14 protein-coding genes are annotated in these 15,184 nt (G+C 64.8%); 3 read left to right on the top strand and 11 right to left on the bottom strand.

Annotation, left to right across the window (positions count from 1 at the left end; translation table 11 throughout):
- The first annotated feature begins 14 nt into the window (after positions 1-14).
- Complete coding sequence (locus OGV19_RS08960; protein ID WP_264313054.1) at positions 15-2,216, top strand: LTA synthase family protein; 2,202 nt, start codon at positions 15-17, stop codon at positions 2,214-2,216.
- A gap of 96 nt (positions 2,217-2,312) precedes the next feature.
- Positions 2,313-3,041, top strand: coding sequence for a DUF899 domain-containing protein (locus OGV19_RS08955; RefSeq protein ID WP_264313053.1), 729 nt, complete (start codon positions 2,313-2,315; stop codon positions 3,039-3,041).
- Positions 3,042-3,088: 47 nt separating this feature from the next.
- Here OGV19_RS08955 and ureG read toward each other — a convergent pair whose 3' ends face one another.
- The 9 genes from ureG to xerC all read right to left on the bottom strand — a co-directional run bounded on the left by ureG (position 3,089) and on the right by xerC (position 9,820).
- Positions 3,089-3,712: an urease accessory protein UreG gene (gene ureG, locus OGV19_RS08950; protein ID WP_010953755.1), complete on the bottom strand. Its 624-nt coding sequence runs from the start codon at positions 3,710-3,712 to the stop codon at positions 3,089-3,091.
- 11 nt (positions 3,713-3,723) lie between these two features.
- A complete protein-coding gene (locus OGV19_RS08945) occupies positions 3,724-4,398 on the bottom strand; it encodes an urease accessory protein UreF (protein WP_264313052.1) in 675 nt (224 codons plus the stop codon).
- Complete coding sequence (locus tag OGV19_RS08940) at positions 4,398-4,943, bottom strand: HupE/UreJ family protein (RefSeq protein WP_264313051.1); 546 nt, start codon at positions 4,941-4,943, stop codon at positions 4,398-4,400. Before OGV19_RS08940 ends, OGV19_RS08945 begins: the two co-directional genes overlap by 1 nt.
- Positions 4,944-4,961: 18 nt before the next feature.
- Positions 4,962-5,465, bottom strand: a complete 504-nt coding sequence (ureE, locus tag OGV19_RS08935) for an urease accessory protein UreE (RefSeq protein WP_264313050.1) — start codon at positions 5,463-5,465, stop codon at positions 4,962-4,964.
- A 10-nt stretch (positions 5,466-5,475) separates the two neighbouring features.
- Positions 5,476-7,179, bottom strand: coding sequence for an urease subunit alpha (gene ureC, locus OGV19_RS08930; RefSeq protein WP_264313049.1), 1,704 nt, complete (start codon positions 7,177-7,179; stop codon positions 5,476-5,478).
- Positions 7,176-7,493: an urease subunit beta gene (locus OGV19_RS08925; protein WP_264313918.1), complete on the bottom strand. Its 318-nt coding sequence runs from the start codon at positions 7,491-7,493 to the stop codon at positions 7,176-7,178. Before OGV19_RS08925 ends, ureC begins: the two co-directional genes overlap by 4 nt.
- A gap of 19 nt (positions 7,494-7,512) precedes the next feature.
- Positions 7,513-7,815 (bottom strand): urease subunit gamma, encoded by a 303-nt coding sequence (locus tag OGV19_RS08920; RefSeq protein ID WP_264313048.1) that lies wholly within the window; start codon positions 7,813-7,815, stop codon positions 7,513-7,515.
- Positions 7,816-7,825: 10 nt separating this feature from the next.
- On the bottom strand, positions 7,826-8,659 hold the full coding sequence (locus OGV19_RS08915; RefSeq protein WP_264313047.1) for an urease accessory protein UreD: 834 nt from the start codon (positions 8,657-8,659) through the stop codon (positions 7,826-7,828).
- A 246-nt stretch (positions 8,660-8,905) separates the two neighbouring features.
- Entirely contained in the window at positions 8,906-9,820 is a 915-nt protein-coding gene (gene xerC, locus OGV19_RS08910) for a site-specific integrase (RefSeq protein ID WP_264313046.1), read from the bottom strand.
- Between the two features lie 215 nt (positions 9,821-10,035).
- On the opposite strand from xerC, the gene OGV19_RS08905 reads away from it, so the two are divergent.
- Positions 10,036-11,217, top strand: coding sequence for an NnrS family protein (locus OGV19_RS08905; protein WP_264313045.1), 1,182 nt, complete (start codon positions 10,036-10,038; stop codon positions 11,215-11,217).
- On the opposite strand, the gene OGV19_RS08900 is transcribed toward OGV19_RS08905, so the two are convergent.
- Both OGV19_RS08900 and OGV19_RS08895 read right to left on the bottom strand, forming a co-directional pair.
- On the bottom strand, positions 11,214-13,475 hold the full coding sequence (locus OGV19_RS08900; protein WP_264313044.1) for an ATP-dependent DNA helicase: 2,262 nt from the start codon (positions 13,473-13,475) through the stop codon (positions 11,214-11,216). The genes OGV19_RS08905 and OGV19_RS08900 overlap by 4 nt on opposite strands.
- A complete protein-coding gene (locus OGV19_RS08895; RefSeq protein WP_264313043.1) occupies positions 13,472-15,121 on the bottom strand; it encodes a VRR-NUC domain-containing protein in 1,650 nt (549 codons plus the stop codon). The genes OGV19_RS08900 and OGV19_RS08895 overlap by 4 nt, the downstream gene beginning before the upstream one ends.
- Positions 15,122-15,184 lie beyond the last annotated feature (63 nt).

The following is a 15,184-nucleotide window of genomic DNA, read 5'->3' as shown; positions in this document are numbered from 1 at the left end:
AAGGGAAGTTTTCTGTGAAGAACCTGTTCGACCACCCACGTACCCGGCTCGCCGCTTTGGCGGGCTTGGTGCTGGTGATCCCACTGGGTACGCGCGCCATGCTGGGTTGGTCCAACCCGCTCGGTTATCTGTCCGACCTCGCCCTCGGCAGCCTGCTGGTCTTGCTGCTGCACCGCCGGCCGTGGTGGCTGGCTTTACCGGTCTTGCTGGCCTGGGCCGCACTCTGGGTGGCCTCGGCCGAGCTGGTGAGCGCGGTGGGCAGGTTGCCCACCAGTGCCGACCTCGGCTACCTCGCCGACCCACAATTCATGGAGAATTCGACCGGCGGCGGCCTGGCCCACGGCTGGTTGCCCGGTGCCCTGGCGGTTGGCCTGCTGGCCTGGTTGCTCAGTGTCTGGCGCAGCCGCGGCCAACCTGCCTCTGCCTTGCCGCGCAAGGCCTGGGCGATCCCACTGCTGCTGTTTGGCGTGCATTGGGGCAGCCAGCACCTGGCCCCCTCCGACGCCGACCAGTGGCGACAATACAACCTCTCCCATCAGCTGCTTTCTGCCGGTGTCGGCAACCTGCAACGCCAGGTGCAGGGCTGGTCGGGCCAGGAGCACGTGATACCGCCGCTGTCCAGCAGCGGCCTGACCCAATCCGACCTGCACGGCCAGAAGCTGCTCAAGGCACCGGGCAGCGCCCGTAACCTGTTGGTCATCACCGTCGAAGGCATCCCAGGCGCCTACATTCGCCCCAACCGCCAGGCACTGCACAGCCGTTTCGACGAAGATCTGATGCCAAAGCTCAGCCATTGGGCCGAGCGTGGCATGAACACCCCGGACTACGTGCTGCATACCCACCAGACCATCCGTGGGCTGTACGCGATGCTCTGCGGCGACTACGACAAGCTGGCCAACGGCACCCCCAAGGGCGTCGAACTGCTGACCCAGAACGAACGCAACCAGGCCTGCCTGCCGGCGCAGTTGCGCCAGGCCGGTTTCACCACCCACTACCTGCAAGGTGCCGGCCTGCGCTTCATGGCCAAGGACCGCATCATGCCGCACATCGGTTTCGACTCGGTGCACGGCCTGGAATGGTTCCGCAACAAGAACTACCTGGACTTCCCGTGGGGCAAGGACGACCGCGCCTTCTTCGAAGGTGCCCTGGACTATGTCGGGCAGCTTCGCAAACAGGACAAACCCTGGATGCTGACCCTGCTCACCGTGGGCACCCACCAGCCCTATTCGGCACCGGCGGAGTACCTTGAGCGCTATGACACACCCAAGCAGGCGGCGGTAGCCTACCTGGACGACGCCATCGGCGCGTTTCTGGACAACCTCGAACGCCAGGGTGTGCTCAAGGACACCCTGGTGGTGGTAACCTCCGATGAGTCCCACGGCATCGACGGTGTACGCCTGGCGTCTTCCTGGGGCTTCAACCTCACCCTGGCGCCGGAGCAGGCGCAACTGCCGCACATCAAGCGTGGCACCTATGGCCATATCGACCTGACCACCTCCCTGCTCGACTACTTCGCCTTGCCGATCCCGGTCGCGCTCGGCGGTCGCTCGCTGTACCGCGATTACGACAGTGGCCGCGAGATGATCTCGTACACCAACGGTATGCTGCGCTACCACGACGGCCAGGGGGTGTTCACCGAATGCGATTTCCAGCAACGCTGCCGGCGTTATGCCAGCGAGGGGTTCATCGCCGACCAGGCACGCTACCTCGGCCCCGGTGCAAACATGCTCGGCCAGCAAATCGTCAGCCTCGCCGGTGTACTCGACCAGTCGCTGTTGCAGACGCCGCTGAACCTGCGCTACCAGTTCGGCGGCCCTTCGCCGATACAACTGCGCAAGCGCATTCACGATGACTGGGCCGACAACCTGATCGGCGCACAGTACCTGGAAATGCCCGAGGGTTCGCATACCCGGGTACGGGTCAAGGTGCGTTCACTGGATCCCCGGCGCGCGGCCTATATCAAGCTCAAGGCCAAGCAACTAGAGCAGGACGTACCGCTGGGGCTGCCTGAAGAGATCCGGGTGACTGCGGACCAACCGCTGGAGATGGAGTTCGGCTTCGATAACCCGACCGAGCGCAAGGCGTTTTCCTTCCATTTGCTGGGGTACGGCGGCGGTGCGGTCGAGGTCAGTGACTTCAGTGTGATTACCGCGTTGCCAGGGGATAACGAAGCGTCGGATGAGTTGGCCGAAGGGCATATTGCTCATTCGGGCTGACGGCAAGCCCACCGTTCATCGCTCGGCCATCGCTGCCTGTCGATCCGGCCGAGCCCTGCTCGACTAGTGCTGAATCCCTTAGGTGGAGTCAGCACCATGAGCACGCGTGAAAACAGGCATGAGGTGGTACCCCGCAGCCAGTGGCTGGCCGCACGCCGGCAACTGTGGCTGCATGAAAAAGCCTTTACCCATCAACGCGACGAACTGGCCGCAGCCCGTCGTGCCCTGCCCTGGGTCAAGGTTGAACACCCTTATCGCTTCCAAGGGCCGGAGGGCACGCTGAGCCTGGCCCAGCTGTTTGCCGGGCGCAGCCAGCTGCTGCTCTACCACTTCATGTTTGCCGAAGGTTGGAGCGAAGGGTGCCCGGGCTGTTCGTTCCTGGCCGACCATTTTGACGGCGCGAACCTGCACCTGGCACACCACGACGTGTCACTGGTGGCGGTATCACGGGCGCCGTACGCCGAGTTCCAGGCGTTTCGCCAACGCATGGGTTGGCAGTTCCCGTGGTACTCGTCCGCAGGCAGTGGGTTCAACGAAGACTTTGGCGTCAGCGTGGGCACCGAGGGCCTTCGGCAGTACAACTATGAACCCTATGAGGGCAACGAAAGCGAGCTGCCTGGGCTGAGTGCGTTCTATCGGGACGAAGACGGCAGCGTGTTCCACACCTACTCGACCTATGCCCGGGGGCTGGACATCCTGGTCAATACCTACAACTTCCTCGACATTGCGCCCTTGGGGCGTAACGAAGCCGGAACCATGGACTGGGTGCGGCACCATGACCGTTATGAAGGGCAGCCCGATAAAGCGCATTGCTGCCATGACTGAGAAGGTTTTGCCTGCCTTGGGGCTGCTCTATGCAGCCCCAGGTTTTTTTAACCCCGTACGCCAAGCATCCCGCGTTCGACGATAAAATCGATCACCGCCTGCAGCCCTTCGCCCTTCTTCAGGTTGCTGAACGTCCAGGGCCGCTGTGGGCGCATGCGCTGGGTATCGCGTTCCATCACCTCCAGCGACGCGCCGACATAAGGTGCCAGGTCGGTCTTGTTGATCACCAGGAAGTCGGACTTGGTAATGCCGGGCCCGCCCTTGCGCGGGATCTTTTCACCCTCGGCGACATCGATAACGTAGATGGTCAGGTCGGCCAGCTCCGGGCTGAAGGTGGCACTGAGGTTGTCGCCACCGCTCTCGACGAAAATCACTTCAAGGTTGCCAAACTTACGCGCCAGGGCTTCTACCGCCGCCAGGTTCATCGAGGCATCTTCGCGGATCGCCGTGTGCGGGCAGCCACCGGTCTCGACGCCGACAATGCGCTCGGGCTCAAGGGCGCCCGCTTCGGTGAGGATGCGCTGGTCTTCCTTGGTGTAGATATCGTTGGTCACCACAGCGATCTGGTAGTGGTCGCGCATGGCCTTGCACAGGGCTTCGAGCAGCGCGGTCTTGCCAGAGCCCACCGGGCCGCCGACACCGACGCGCAGGGGTTGTTGATAGCTTTGCATGAAGGCAGTCCTCAAGATCGGAACAAACGGGTGTATTGGGTTTCATGACGCGATGACGCGATGGCCAGCAAGGGCAGGCCACCACCAAGTTGGTCGTCGCCCAGGGCCAGTGCGTGGTCAAGTACGGCGGGCAGCGCCTGGCCAAGGTCACGCAGCAAGGTTTGCGCCGCCTGCTGGCCGAACGGCACCAGCTTGACCCCGGCCATGACCGCACCCTCAAGCCAGGCAAAACCAAGGCCCAGCGCCAACTGACGCAACGGGATCGACCAGTAGGTGCCGAGCCAGGCCATGCCGCCCAACTGGCTAAGTTCGAGGCTGGCACGCCAGGCGGGGTCCTGCCCCAGCTGCCAGCCATCGAGCAGACGTGCCAGCGCCGCGCCACGCTGTTGTTCTTCCAGGCGCAACTCGGCGGTTTCGCGGTTGGCCAGCAGAAAGCGGCTCCAATGGCTGAAGGCTTCAGCATCTGCCGCCTGGCAGGCACGATACAGGCGCGCCAGCACCGGCCAATCGACCCCGCCCAGGGTGTCGTGCAACTGCTCGCGCTGCCAGGCGCTGAAGCTAGCGATATCCCGTACCCAGCCCGCTTCGACCGCCCACTCGAGGCCTTGCGAGTAGGTGAACCCACCTACGGGCAACCCGGGGCTGGCCAATTGCAGCAGGCGCAGCAGCGCCAGGTCGCTGTCCATCAACCGGCCAGTACCAGTGCGGCGCCGGCCAACAGGCCACCACCAAAGGCCTTTTGCAAGCCGCTGTGACGGCGCAGCAGGCAACCCACCGCGAACCCGGCCAGCAGCAGCAGGCCACTGACGGTGACAAAGCCCGCACTAAACTGCCAGAACGCGCTAGGCGTGGCCTCTACGCCATGCGCCCAACCGTGGAACAGGGCGAACACCGGCATCGCCAGTGCCAGCATCAGCTGACGGCTGGGCAGCAATATGCCTGCGGCAGCCACCAGCAACGACACGGCGATCATCGCCTCCATGCCCAGCACATCGCCAAACAGATGGCCGCACACGGCGCCGGCAAACATCGCCGCCAGGGTCGCCAAGGGCAATGTCAGGTTACGTCGGGTCAGCGCAGCGAGCACGCCGGTACCCAGCAGCATCAGCAGGTGATCAAGGCCGGTCAGCGGGTGCAACAGGCCGTCCTGCAAGGGGTTGTTATCGTGGCCAGGGTGGGCGAAGGCCGGCAGGGCCAGCATCAGCAGAAACAGGGCGAAAGTCTTTTTCATCGGTTGCTCCAAGGCAGTTCAGGAATGGGCAGGCAGGCGCACGAACGGGTGGTCGTGGCCATGGCTGTGGCTATGGCTATGGCTATGCGGCGCGCTCTGGTAGGCGCCCGCCTCGGGCTCGAACGGTGCCTGTTCGGTGTCCACCGTCAGGCCCAGGCCACGCAGCATGTCGTCAAGCACGTAGTCATGCTGGTAGCGCAACAGGCCGGGCTCGATCTGCAGCGGCACATGGCGATTGCCCAGGTGGTAGGCCGCCCGCGCGAGCAAGTGCGGGTCAGCGCAGCGCACCGTCGAGACCGTCTCGGGCGCGGCCACTACACGGATGACCTGGCCGCCATCGGCATCGGCCAGCAGTTCACCGCCACGCAGCAGGTGGCCACGTGCGAGCATCAGGCCGGCGTCGCGGCCATCGTCGAGGGTTACCCGCAAACGGCTCTTGATGCGGCTATCCACAGCCAGGGTGACGGTGCCGGTTTCGACACACGAGCCGGGTTCGGTGACCCGGCGAGTCAGGACTATCATCTGTGCTCCTTCAGAACAGGAAGTAACGCTGGGCCAGCGGCAGTTCGCGGGCCGGTTCGCACACCAGCAGCTCGCCATCGGCACGTACCTGGTAGGTCTGCGCATCCACCTCGATGACAGGCTGCAAGGTGTTGTGGACCATGTCGGCTTTGCGCACTCGCCGGCAGCCATGGGCCACGCCGATCAAGCTGCGCAGGTTCAGTTGCTCGGCCAGGCCGCGGTCCATGGCGGCCTGGGGCAGGAAGGTCATCCGCGTGGCATGCCGCGCTGCACCCAGGGCGCCGAACATCGGCCGGTAGTGCACCGGTTGTGGCGTGGGGATCGAGCCGTTGATATCGCCCATGGGTGCGGTGACGATCATCCCGCCCTTGATCACCAGCGCGGGCTTGACCGCAAAGAAGGCCGGTGCCCAAAGCACGAGGTCGGCCAGCTTACCCACCTCGACCGAGCCCACTTCGTGGGCGATACCGTGGGTCAGCGCCGGGTTGAGGGTGTATTTGGCGATGTAGCGCTTGACCCGGAAGTTGTCGCTGTAGCTGTTGTCCGGCGCCAGTGGCCCACGGCGCAGCTTCATCTGGTGGGCGACCTGCCAGGTACGCAGCACCACCTCTCCGACCCGGCCCATGGCCTGCGAGTCGGACGAGGTCATGGCGAAAGCGCCCATGTCGTGGAGGATGTCTTCGGCCGCGATGGTTTCGCGGCGGATGCGCGACTCGGCAAACGCCACGTCCTCGGCGATGCTCGGGTCCAGGTGGTGGCAGACCATGAGCATGTCCAGGTGCTCGTCGACCGTGTTGACGGTGTACGGCAAGGTCGGGTTGGTCGAGGACGGCAGCACGTTGGCCTGCCCTGCGGCGCGGATGATGTCCGGCGCATGGCCACCGCCCGCCCCCTCGGTATGGAAGGTATGGATGGTGCGGTCGCCGATGGCTGCCAGGGTGTCTTCGATGCAACCGGACTCATTGAGGGTGTCGGTGTGGATGGCCACCTGGATGTCCATTTCCTCGGCCACGCCCAGGCAGCAGTCGATGGCTGCCGGGGTCGAGCCCCAGTCCTCGTGCAGTTTCAGGCCCACGGCACCCGCCGTGATCTGCTCGCGCAAGGCCTCGGGGCGTGAAGCATTACCCTTGCCCAGCAGGCCGATGTTGATCGGCAGGCTGTCGGCGGCCTGGAGCATGCGCGCCAGGTACCACGGCCCAGGCGTGCAGGTGGTGGCGTTGGTGCCGGTGGCCGGCCCCGTGCCGCCGCCAATGAACGTGGTGACGCCGCTGGTGAGCGCTTCTTCCACCTGTTGCGGGCAGATGAAATGGATGTGCGAGTCGATACCGCCGGCGGTGACGATCTTGCCTTCTGCGGCGATCACTTCGGTGCCAGGGCCGACCGGCACCGTGATGCCAGGCTGCACGTCGGGGTTACCAGCTTTGCCAATCGCGGCAATACGCCCGTGCTTGACGCCGATGTCTGCCTTGACGATACCCCAGTGATCGATGATCAACGCATTGGTCAGCACCAGGTCCATGGCCTCGGCCGCCAGCATCTGGCCCTGCCCCATGCCGTCACGGATGACCTTGCCGCCGCCGAACTTGACCTCTTCGCCATACACCGTGAAGTCCTTCTCGACCGCCACCCACAGCGCGGTATCGGCCAGGCGCACGCGGTCACCAACGGTAGGGCCGAACATGTCGGCATAGGCCTGGCGAGAAATACGGCTCATGCCCTGCCCTCCAATGCGCCCATCACCTTGCCCTGGAAGCCATAGACTTCGCGCTTGCCGGCATAGGCCACCAGTTGCACGGTGCGTGCCTGGCCCGGTTCGAAGCGCACGGCGGTGCCGGCCGGAATGTCCAGCCGATAGCCCAAGGTGGGCGCACGGTCGAACACCAGTGCGTCGTTGACTTCGTAGAAGTGATAGTGCGAGCCGACCTGAACCGGACGGTCGCCGTGGTTGGCCACGCTGACGCTCACCGTCGTGCGGCCGCTGTTGAGTTCGATGTCGCCGGCGGCGACCTGGATTTCACCTGGGATCATGCGGGGCTCCTGGCCGGTTTCAGACGATGGGGTCATGCACGGTCACCAGCTTGGTGCCATCCGGGAAGGTCGCCTCGACTTGCACGTCGTGGATCATTTCGGCGATGCCCGGCATGACCTGCTCGCGGCTTAGCACTTCACGGCCCAGGCTCATCAGCTCGGCCACCGTGCGGCCATCGCGGGCGCCTTCCAGCACTGCGGCACTGATCAACGCTACCGCTTCCGGGTAGTTGAGTTGCAGCCCGCGGGCCAGTCGCCGCTCCGCCAGTAGCGCGGCGGTGAACAGCAACAGTTTGTCTTTCTCTCTCGGGGTCAGCTCCATGGCGCTTCTCTCAGGTAGCCCAGATACGCGGCGGGCATGCAGGCAGGCCGAGGACGGCCGGGCGCAGTACATGCCAGAGGCGTTGCAAGGTGTGTTGCAGGTGTTGGTTGTCGTGGTCGAGCAGACGGATCACCAGCAGCGACCCGATCAGGGTCGCGCCGGCGGGGTTGTCCAGCTCATCGAGCAACCCCCGGATGTCATCCAGCAACGCCGCGTCGGCAGGTGTGGCGCAGAAGGTGGCCACCAGCGGGTGCCCGGCGAGCTTGGCCAATTGCCCGCCTTCGATGCGCAGGCGCTCGTACAGGCCGGGGTCGTCGGGCAGTTCGATGTGCAAGCGGCTGTCGAGGGCACCCTGATCGAAACGCTCGTTCATGACCGGACGCCCCAGGCACAGGGTTTCCCAGGCCAGCAAGCGGGCGCCCGGCGCCAGGGTGAAGCGGCTGTCGAGGCTGGCGCGGGCACCTGCGAAAAAAATGCTGTCTTGGGGCAGCCATTCCAGGGTGCTGTCGGCGGCGAGGTGAAAGCGTTGGGCCAGCCGCGCGGTCGGGCCAATGCTGCGGTAGAACTTGCTGGCGCCGGGCATGGTCAGCAACGCATGGCTGCCAGGTTCAAGGTGGATGTCGAGCTCCAGCCGGTCACCCGCGACGATGCCACCGGGCGGATGCAGCACATAGACATGGCACGGCGCGCCCTCAGGATAGAAAGGGCGCTGCACCAAAAGAGGTCCGAAATGCCGCCGCGCACCAAGGCGGGTCACACGGTCGCGTTGGATAAAACGCAACTGCAGGTGGGCACTCCAGCCTGCATCGTCTTGTTGTTGTTCGATCTGCTCCGCGAGCGACATCCTGCGGCCCCTGATATCTGTGGCCTGCTGGCCGTTTAGAGGGTCAGGCAGGCGGCGCTCAAGGGCTGCCAGCCTGACCACTCGATCAAATTCGCAGGCTGGACAAAGCAGGTTGCGGGCCAACTACGCAGGTGAACGAAGATGAAATCGTCAGCGCAGCCGCTCTGGCATCAGGCACACGGGGCTATGGCGCACAAAGCGAGGGCGCGCGAAGGCCCTGTTTCGGTGCCGGGTCAAAAGCCAGTTTCAATAATCGAAGCGGTCTACCGCCCGCCGCCGCTCGTTGTCATCCCGGCGGTCGTAACTGGCGGTGGTCTGGATATTGGCGTGGTGCGCAAGCTTCTGGGCAATCGACAGGTCGTGCTCTTCGATAACCCGGGTGATGAACGCGCGGCGAAAATCATGGGGCATGATCTTCACGCCCACCTGAGCACCGCGCTGTCGGGCAATGTAGTAGATCGCATGTTTGGTGATGCGTGCGCGGGTGATGTGGTTGCCGCGGCGAATGCGGTTGAACAGAAACGCATCGTCGGATGCCCCCTCCGGCAAATCCTCGCGGCGCAGGTCCAGCCACGCCTGCAGCTTCTCGAACGCCCACGGCGGCGCGTACTTGATCAGTTGCCGGTTGCCCTTGCCCAACACCTGCAGGCTGCGGGCTTCGAAGTCCACCTGGTCCAGGTCGATGTCGACCGACTCCGACTTGCGCATACCGGTGCCATACAGCAAGGCAATAATCGCCGCGTCGCGAACGCCTTGCGGCCGGGGGTCGGCGGCGCACACATCCATCAACTCGCGGATCAGGCTGCGCCGCAGGTTGCGCCCCGGAGGCAGGCGGCTGCCGGTGGCCGGCTTGACCTCGCGAATTCTCAGCAACTGCTCATGGTCGATCAGGCCCTGACGCCACGCCTCGTTCATCACCCCACGGATGGCATTGACGTACAGCGATGAGCTGTTGGGGGCATAGCCGTCTTCGCGCAGCGCTGCGACCAGGGCGATCACGTGGCCGGGGTCGAGCCGGTGCCAAGGCACATCGACGATATTGCAGTCGGCAAAGCCCAGCCGGTCGGCGGCGTCCTGAAGGATGTAGCGCATGGTTTGCTGGCTGGAGGGGGCCAGACGGGCCATGTACTGCAGCAGGGGATTTTTCGAGAGATCGGTCACAACGTGAATCCTGTAACGACGCTTGGACCGGTACGGGGACAGGCAAAGCGCAAAGCGAGTCAATACGACATACAAACAAGTGCAAATGACAACAGCAAAGCGAGGTCATTCGGACTAGGCGCAGTGCCATCACCTTGATATTCAAGGGGTTTGAAGATGGCACGAATCGTGATCTTACCCCAATTGAAGCCCACTGAACGAAAGAAGGACCGCCCATGCTCGTGCAACCGATCGATGCTCGCCCGCGCCAGGCCGTCTGGGGCCTGGGTTTTCGCCCATTCTTCCTGGGCGGCACATTGTTTGCGCTGGTCGCCTTGCTGCTGTGGGCCGGCGTACTGGCCGGTGTGCTGGCCCCAAGCCCGCCCGGCGGTATGCTTGCCTGGCACCGGCATGAAATGCTGTACGGCTTTGCCGCCGCCATCGTCGCAGGCTTTCTGCTGACCGCCGTACAGAACTGGAGCGGCATCCCCGGCGTGAGTGGGCGAGCGTTGCAGGGCGTGTTCCTGCTCTGGCTGCTGGGCCGGGCGAGTTGGTTCCTGCCACTGCCAGGCAGTGTGCTGGTGTTGGTCCAAGGCAGCTTCCTGCCCCTGGTGGCCTTCGCCCTGGCCCGCCCGATCGTGCAACGCCGCTTGCGCAACAATTACCCCATCATCGGCCTGGTCTTGCTGATTGCCGCCTGCCAATGGCTGACGCTGGCAGGCTGGCTGCGTCAGGACGAACTGTGGCAACGCCGAGGGGTGTTTGCCGGGTTATGGCTGGTGGCGGCGATGATGACCATGCTCGGGGGACGGGTCATTCCCTTCTTCACGCTTCGAGGGCTGGGCCACACCAGCCCCACCCCTGCCCGTCCGTGGCTGGATCGCGCTTGCCTGCTATTGAGCGTGGCGGTACCCCTGGCCTTTGCCACTGGGGCCGCCGACACACCACATGCCGGCCTCGGCATGCTGTTCGCCGGCCTGTTCGCCCTGCACGCTACCCGCCTCGTGCTCTGGCATGACCGAGGGCTGTGGCGCGTACCACTGCTGTGGTCGCTGCACCTGGCCTACGCTTGGATGGCAGCGGCTTGCCTGGGCATGGCACTGTGGCATGCCGGGGTAGCTGTCAATTTGAGCCTGGTGACCCATGCCTTGACCATCGGCGCCATGACCGGTTTGATCGTGGCGATGATGGCGCGGGTCAGCCTCGGGCACACTGGCCGGCCGCTCAAGGTGCCGAACCGCGTTGTCGGGGCCTTTGTACTGCTGCAACTGGCGGCGTTGGCGCGCGTCGTGTTGACGCTGTTCACGCCACTGGGGGTCAGCCTTTCCGTCCTCTGCTGGAGCCTGGCACTGCTGCTGTTTCTCTGGCATTACCTGCCGATCCTGCTTCGGCCAAGGGTGGACGGGATGCCGGGTTAATCCAGCGCCGTCTGCCACCAACCGGGGAACATCTGCTGCACTCGCGGTTCGGCGAAGCGTTCGTCGATCAGCACCAGCACGCCTTGGTCTTGATCACCACGAATGACCCGGCCTGCGGCCTGAATGACCTTTCGCACACCCGGATAGAGGTAGGCGTAGTCAAAACCTGCGCCAAACTGACGCCCCAGGCGCTGCTTGAACTGCTCGTTGACGGGGTTGACCTGGGGCAACCCGAGGGTAGCGACAAACGCCCCGATCAAACGGGTGCCGGGCAAATCCACGCCTTCTCCGAAGGCGCCACCCAGCACCGCGAAGCCAACCCCGCGGCCGTGGGCCACGAAACGGTCGAGAAACGCCTGACGCGCCGCTTCGTCCATGCCAGCTGCCTGGGCCCAAAGGGGAATGTGGCCATGCCGCTCAGCCAGCAAGCCGGCCACCTGTTGCAGGTATTCAAAGCTGCTGAAGAACGCCAGGTAATTACCGGGCATGCGTTGATACTGCTCGGCGATCAGCTCGACGATCGGCGCCAGCGAGGCCTGGCGCTCTCGGTAACGGGTGCAAACCTGGCTAGCGATACGCACCTCAAGCTGTTCGGCGCGAAACGGCGCCGCCACTTCTAGCCAGGCCGTGTCAGCCGGCATGCCGAGCAGGTCACTGTAGAAATGCCGAGGGCTCAGCGTGGCGGAAAACAGCGTCACGCTGCGCGCCGCCTGCATGCGCGGCGCCAGCAGCCGCGCCGGGTTGACGTTGCGCAGGCACAGGGTCGCCAGCCGCCGCTTGCGCAGGCCTTCGCGCTGGCTGATGTCGAAGATGAAATGCTCGTCGAACAGCTCAGCCACCCGGCTGAATTGCAGCGCCTGGTAGAAGAACTGCAGCACGTGCACATCCACCTCGGCAGGTGCCTGGTTCAAACGTTCCTGGATCAGCCCGATGCACTGCTGCAAGGCGCGTATGAAGGCATCCGGCAACTGTTCGCTAGCCTGATACGGCGCGCGCTGCTCTTTGTACAACGCGTTCCACTGCCGGTTGAGGCGGTCCAGCGCACTGACCAGCCCCTGCGGCTTGCGCTGGCGCAAGGCAAGCAACTGGCCTTGATCGAGGCTGGCGCTGTACATGCCGCGACCGCGCTCGACCAGGTTGTGCGCTTCGTCCACCAGTACCGCCACCCGCCATTGGTTGGCCTGGGCCAGGCTGAACAGCAAGGCATGGGCGTCGAAGTAATAGTTGTAATCGGCCACCACCAGGTCCACCCAGCGGGCCATTTCCTGGCCCAGATAATAGGGGCATACCTGATGCGCCAAGGCCACCTCGCGCAGGCTGGCGCGGTCCAGCAAAGGCAGCCCCGCTGCCGCCTCGCGCGCGGCGGGCAGGCGGTCGTAGAAGCCTTGCGCCAAGGGGCAGGACTCACCATGGCAGGCCTTGTCGGGGTATTCGCACGCTTTGTCGCGGGCAATCAGCTCCAAGGTGCGCAAGGCCGGTTGCGGCGTGGCATCGGTGATCTGGCGCATGGCATCGAGGGCCAGCGCCCGGCCTGGCGTCTTGGCCGTCAGGAAGAGCACTTTGTCGAGCTGCTGCGGCACCATCGCCTTGAGCAGCGGGAACAAGGTACCCAAGGTCTTGCCGATACCGGTACTGGCCTGGGCCATCAGGCAGCGGCCGGTGCTCACGGCCTTGTACACGGTCTCGGCCAACTGCCGCTGGCCCTGGCGAAACTGTGCATAGGGGAACCCCAGCGCCTGCAAAGCGCGGTCACGCTCGGCCAGACGCCCTTGCTGACGCTGGGCCCAGAGCAGAAAGCAGCGGCACTGGGTTGCAAAGAAGGCTTGCAGCTCGGCGGCACTGTGGCGCTCGCTGATCAGCGTCTGGCCGTCGCTGTCCACTTCCAGGTACACCAGGGCCACCTCGATGGCGGGCAATTGCCGCGTCTGGCACATCAGCCAGGCGTAGACCTTGGCCTGCGCCCAGTGCAACTGACGATGGTTGGCGGGCTGGCGCGAGAGGTCGCCACGGTAGGTCTTGATCTCTTCCAGGCGATTGCAAGTGGGGTCGTAGCCGTCGGCGCGGCCACGCACCCTGAGGCTTTCGAACTGGCCTTCGAGGGCAATTTCCGACTCATAGCCAGCCGCGCGCTTGGCCACCACCCGCTGATGCCCCTCGATGCCTTCCTGGGCCGTGGGCGACGGGGTAAAGCGTAGGTCCAGGTCGCCGACCTTGGCACTGAACTCGCACAGGGCGCGCACGGCCACGCTGTAGCTCACGCCGCCTCGCTCCAACGCACATGGCACACCGCCACGGGCAAACCCTGCGCGCGGCAGAATTCCAGCCAGCGCAGCTGATTGTCTTGCAGGCGGTCGCCCGGCCCCTTGACCTCGACCATGCGGTAGCCGCCCTGCTCGGGCCAGAACTGGATCAGGTCGGGCATCCCGGCGCGGTTGTTGCGGATGTCCTGCAACAGGCGCAGGAAGCACTGTTTCAGATGCGCGGGCGGCAAGCAGGCCAGTGCCTGTTCGAGCAAGGTGTCGCTAAGCATGGGCCAGAACACGAACGGCGACTGCAGGCCTTGCTTGGCGGCATAGCAGTCGAGAATGGCCTGGCGGTGGCTGCCATCGTCGAGCCGCCCCAGGCAGCGCTCGAACAGTGCGCTGCGCCGTTGCTGGAAGTCGCTGTCGTGCAGGTCCTGGGGCGCAGCCTGGAACGGGTTGAAAAAGGCGCCCGGTACCGGTGCGAAAATCGCCTCCCAGCACAACAGACCGAACAGGCTGTTGAACAGCGTGTTTTCCACGTAATGGGCCTGCCCTCCGGCCTCGGCCAAGTGCTGGCGCACCGCCTCTTCCACGCCCAGGGCAGCCTGTTCGCGCGGCAGTTCAAGCTCGATCAATTGCACGTGCTCGGCACGCTGGCGCCGTTGCGGCGGGCCGCCGAGCTTGCGCGCCAGGCGCGGCAGCATGCGTTCGAGCGCCTGCACCTCCAGCGCGTTGGCCGGGGCCGCCGCCAGTTGCAGCGCGAGCGCATGGGCCTGAGGCCACTGTTCGCTGCGTTCCAGTACACGCACCTGGCGGATGCGCGCCTGGGCGTGGCTGCACTGGCTATAAACGGCCATGGCCTGGTCCCAGTCGCCCTGGCGCTCGCATTGCTGGCCCAGGGCGAACAGCAGGCGCGCATGGCGCCGGGCCAGCCAGGGGTTGTCACTGTGCAGGCCCGCCATGGCATCCAGGATCGACAGCGGGTCATCGCCCTGCTCCAACCGCTCGGCGCACTGGTGCAAGGCCATGGCCAAGTCGACCTCGGCGCGCTGGCGCAGGGCCCGCGAATCGGTGCTGAAAGGCACGTGTTCGTAGCGCAGCAAGCCTAGGTCGGCGAGCACGAAGTCCGACCAGTCCTGGTACAGGTTGCCAAAGAACAACAGGCGCATGCGGTCACACAGCGGTTGCAGGCACCACTGGAGAATGCGCACGTCGCTACCGGGAAACCACTGCGCCAACGGCCTGGCCGTCAGCCCCAAGGGTTGAAGTTGCGCGAGCAGGTCATGTTTGCTGGCGCGTGGCCGGCTCAACTGCCCGGCGAAGCACTGCGCAAGCTCGTCCTTGCGCAGCAGGGCGAACAGCTGCTCCAGTTGCAGTTGCGCAGGCTCCCGGACCCAACCCAGCGCCTGCAACGGCTGCAAGGCCTGCGCGGTATCACCGACCTCGGCATACGTAAGCTTGTCACTGCGAAACAACTCGCCCTTGCGCATGACCATGCGCACCATCAAGGCCTGCGCCCGCGCGTCCAATTGCGCAAACGCCTGGATGAACGCCAGCTCCTGTTCGTCGAGCAGGTCGTCATAGCGCTGCTCGACCCAGAGCAGCACCTGGCGGAAGTTGTGCAGGTAGTAGAGCGGGTCGTCGACGGAATGGGCGATCACGAGGCGAAGTCGGGCAGTGAATGTGGGTACTGGTTATACATACAGACAGCCGCAACTGACAAG

The organism is Pseudomonas putida (assembly GCF_025905425.1).
Taxonomy (GTDB): Bacteria; Pseudomonadota; Gammaproteobacteria; order Pseudomonadales; family Pseudomonadaceae; genus Aquipseudomonas; species Aquipseudomonas putida_AF.
The sequence above is the reverse complement of the archived record's forward strand: the minus strand, read 5'-3'. Positions and strand labels throughout refer to the sequence as shown.

What these genes read in the sequence shown, in the direction of transcription:
- ureC (WP_264313049.1), bottom strand. Translation starts at nt 7,179, where the DNA reads ATGAGCCGTATTTCTCGCCAGGCCTATGCCGACATGTTCGGCCCTACC.
- OGV19_RS08920 (WP_264313048.1), bottom strand. Translation starts at nt 7,815, where the DNA reads ATGGAGCTGACCCCGAGAGAGAAAGACAAACTGTTGCTGTTCACCGCC.
- ureE (WP_264313050.1), bottom strand. Translation starts at nt 5,465, where the DNA reads ATGATAGTCCTGACTCGCCGGGTCACCGAACCCGGCTCGTGTGTCGAA.
- OGV19_RS08940 (WP_264313051.1), bottom strand. Translation starts at nt 4,943, where the DNA reads ATGAAAAAGACTTTCGCCCTGTTTCTGCTGATGCTGGCCCTGCCGGCC.
- OGV19_RS08915 (WP_264313047.1), bottom strand. Translation starts at nt 8,659, where the DNA reads ATGTCGCTCGCGGAGCAGATCGAACAACAACAAGACGATGCAGGCTGG.
- OGV19_RS08945 (WP_264313052.1), bottom strand. Translation starts at nt 4,398, where the DNA reads ATGGACAGCGACCTGGCGCTGCTGCGCCTGCTGCAATTGGCCAGCCCC.
- ureG (WP_010953755.1), bottom strand. Translation starts at nt 3,712, where the DNA reads ATGCAAAGCTATCAACAACCCCTGCGCGTCGGTGTCGGCGGCCCGGTG.
- OGV19_RS08955 (WP_264313053.1), top strand. Translation starts at nt 2,313, where the DNA reads ATGAGCACGCGTGAAAACAGGCATGAGGTGGTACCCCGCAGCCAGTGG.
- OGV19_RS08925 (WP_264313918.1), bottom strand. Translation starts at nt 7,493, where the DNA reads ATGATCCCAGGTGAAATCCAGGTCGCCGCCGGCGACATCGAACTCAAC.
- OGV19_RS08905 (WP_264313045.1), top strand. Translation starts at nt 10,036, where the DNA reads ATGCTCGTGCAACCGATCGATGCTCGCCCGCGCCAGGCCGTCTGGGGC.